Annotated in this window: 2 protein-coding genes and 1 pseudogene; all 3 read left to right on the top strand. The window is 53.8% G+C overall.

Translation table 11 applies throughout. The features are described 5' to 3' along the window. Positions 1-256: pseudogene (locus QZ279_RS14555) on the top strand (MBL fold metallo-hydrolase); the annotation flags it as partial. Between the two features lie 24 nt (positions 257-280). Continuing rightward, positions 281-706, top strand: coding sequence for a TIGR01244 family sulfur transferase (locus tag QZ279_RS14550; RefSeq protein ID WP_293452147.1), 426 nt, complete (start codon positions 281-283; stop codon positions 704-706). 25 nt (positions 707-731) lie between these two features. Beyond that, entirely contained in the window at positions 732-2,459 is a 1,728-nt protein-coding gene (gene sulP, locus QZ279_RS14545; RefSeq protein ID WP_293452145.1) for a sulfate permease, read from the top strand. The last annotated feature ends 405 nt before the right edge of the window (positions 2,460-2,864 follow it).

Raw genomic sequence — 2,864 nt, 5'->3', positions numbered from 1 at the left:
CATGTGTCATGACTACGGACCGAACGGTCGCGACATTGCTTGGGAAACAACGGTCGCCGATGAAAAGGCGCATAACATCCATGTGGGTGGGGGCGTGACGCGAGAGGCATTCGTCAAACTACGTTCCGAGCGCGATGCGACTTTGGCGATGCCAAAACTGATCCTCCCATCTTTGCAGATCAATATGCGTGCTGGCGAAGTGCCAGAAGACGCAGATGGGCGACCTGTTTTGAAGGTGCCGCTGAACCAGCTCTGAAACCGCTTTTGCAGGAAAACACTGATGCAATTCACACAACTCGATGCCCTGACTTATGTCGGGTCACAAATCTCTGCTGCCAACTTGAACGATCTGAAGCGGTTAAACGTTAAGACGGTGATCGTGGCCCGCCCCGAAGGCGAGACCGCTGATCAGCCTGCCATATCCGACCTGCGCGACGCTGCGGAGGCTTTGGGGATTACAGTCCACCAAATCCCCGTCGTTCCCGGCAATATTTCCGATGCTGATGTTTGTGCATTCGGTGCAATCACATCTGAAGCGGGTCATCCCATTTTTGCCTACTGCCGCAGCGGGATGCGCGCGACATCGCTTTGGGCGCTAAGCGCCATAGAGCAAGGGCAGTCGCCTAACGAAATTTTACGCGTGGCGCATGCCGCAGGTTTTGATCTCACTGCTGTGGCTGCACGGCTCGCGACAAACGCTGCATAACTCCAAGGCAAGAAGGTTACGGCTTATGAACACGACGCAACTGGCAAAATATCTGCCGATCCTTGACTGGGGTCGCACGTATGACCGCAGCGCGCTGACCAATGATCTGGTGGCTGCATTGATAGTAACGATCATGTTGATCCCACAGTCGCTGGCATACGCTTTGCTTGCTGGGTTGCCGCCAGAAATGGGGCTTTATGCGTCGATGTTGCCGATCATTCTTTATGCGATTTTCGGGACCAGCCGTGCCTTGGCAGTGGGGCCAGTTGCGGTCGTGTCGCTTCTAACGGTGGCTGCTGTCAGTAAAATCGCTGTGCCAGGAACATCTGAATATATTGCGGCGGCCATCACATTGGCATTCCTTTCAGGTCTGATTTTGCTTGCCCTCGGAGTGTTTCGTTTAGGCTTTTTAGCAAACTTTTTGTCCCATCCCGTAATCGCGGGTTTTATAACGGCAACGGGTATCATCATCGCCGCGAGCCAGATGAAGAACATCCTTGGGATCGATGCGCATGGACATACGTTGCCTGATCTTATCGGATCGCTTGCGCATAACCTGTCACAGGTGAATTGGGTCACCGCAGTGATTGGCGTGCTGGCGACGGGTTTCCTGTTTTGGGTGCGCAAGGGATTGCTCCCCTCGCTTGTCGGTCTTGGGGTTGCCCCGCGCATTGCCGGTATAGTTGCAAAAGCCGGGCCTGTCGCCGCGATTGTGGTCACAACTTTGATCGTGTGGTTTTTCGACCTTGCAGAGAGGGGTGTGCAGGTTGTGGGCGATGTGCCCAAGGGCTTGCCGCCTCTTACCATGCCATCCTTTTCGATAGACATGTGGTCCAATCTGATAGGCGCGGCGGTCTTGATCTCAGTCATCGGATTTGTTGAATCCGTTTCTGTTGCGCAAACGCTTGCTGCAAAAAAACGCCAACGTATCAATCCAGATCAAGAATTGATTGGATTGGGTGCCGCCAATTTGGGCGCGTCATTTACAGGCGGATTTCCTGTGACGGGGGGATTTTCGCGATCTGTCGTGAACTATGACGCGGGCGCTGACACTCCTGCGGCGGGCGCATATACTGCGATCGGTCTTGCAGGCGCGTCGCTGTTTCTGACGCCCCTCATATTTCACCTCCCCAAAGCAACGCTTGCAGCAACAATCATTGTGGCTGTCCTTTCACTGGTTGATTTCTCGATCCTGAAAAAGACCTGGAGTCATTCAAAGGCTGATTTCGCAGCCGTCGCTGCAACGATGACCATTACCCTTTTGATGGGTGTTGAATTAGGTGTCACGGCTGGCGTTTCGATCTCGATCCTTATTCACCTCTACAAAACATCACGCCCCCACATGGCAATCGTCGGTCAAGTGCCCGAGACTGAGCACTATCGCAACGTCTTGCGACACAACGTTTTGACCGACCCAACGATCCTAACCATACGCGTCGATGAAAGCCTATACTTTGCGAACACGCGCTTTTTGGAAGATCGCATCTATGACGAAGTCGCTGAACAGCCGGAACTACAACATGTCGTGCTGATGTGCTCTGCGGTGAACACGATTGACATGTCAGCACTGGAATCGCTTGAAGCAATCAATGAGCGCCTGAAAGCTGGCGGCGTCACGTTCCACTTTTCCGAAGTGAAGGGGCCAGTTATGGATCAGCTGAGCGCGACCGGATTCCTGGACGTATTGAGTGGCGAAGTCTTCTTAAGCCAGCACGACGCTCGAACAACTTTACGGGTTAGATCAGATCTGTAATCGCCCCGCGTTCCATTACGATTCTTGAAAACAAACTAAGCGAAGCAGCCATTGGAGCGCGCATAGGGGACGGCAGTTTCGTCCGCGATGCAGTCATCGAGCGACCCATTGATCTCGCAGCTGCGGCGAATGACCGCTAAGCGGGCTGCAGATGCAGCGTGGCAACCAATAGCTGGACGGCGGCTTTGCGGCCAATCAACAGGGCTTTCGAAAGTCCCTAGGCTCACTACCGCCCCACCAAAGCTCGGCATCCTAGTCCTCGCCTAAGCCAGGGAGATCGAAGGTATCGCCCTACAGCACCCTCCCCTTAGCCCCGTACCTGCGGTGCTCCTAAATTCATTCAAAGATAGAGAAATGCCCTCTCATTTTTGTTGTTGTTTCTGAACACCCCAAGCACCCCCCAAC

The organism is Planktotalea sp. (assembly GCF_018607965.1).
Lineage (GTDB): Bacteria > Pseudomonadota > Alphaproteobacteria > Rhodobacterales > Rhodobacteraceae > Planktotalea.
Note: the sequence above shows the minus strand (reverse complement) of the source record. Positions and strands in the feature narration are given on the sequence as shown.

Bases quoted from the DNA above. Each gene is read 5' to 3' on its own strand.
- QZ279_RS14550 (WP_293452147.1), top strand. From the start codon at position 281: ATGCAATTCACACAACTCGATGCCCTGACTTATGTCGGGTCACAAATC.
- sulP (WP_293452145.1), top strand. From the start codon at position 732: ATGAACACGACGCAACTGGCAAAATATCTGCCGATCCTTGACTGGGGT.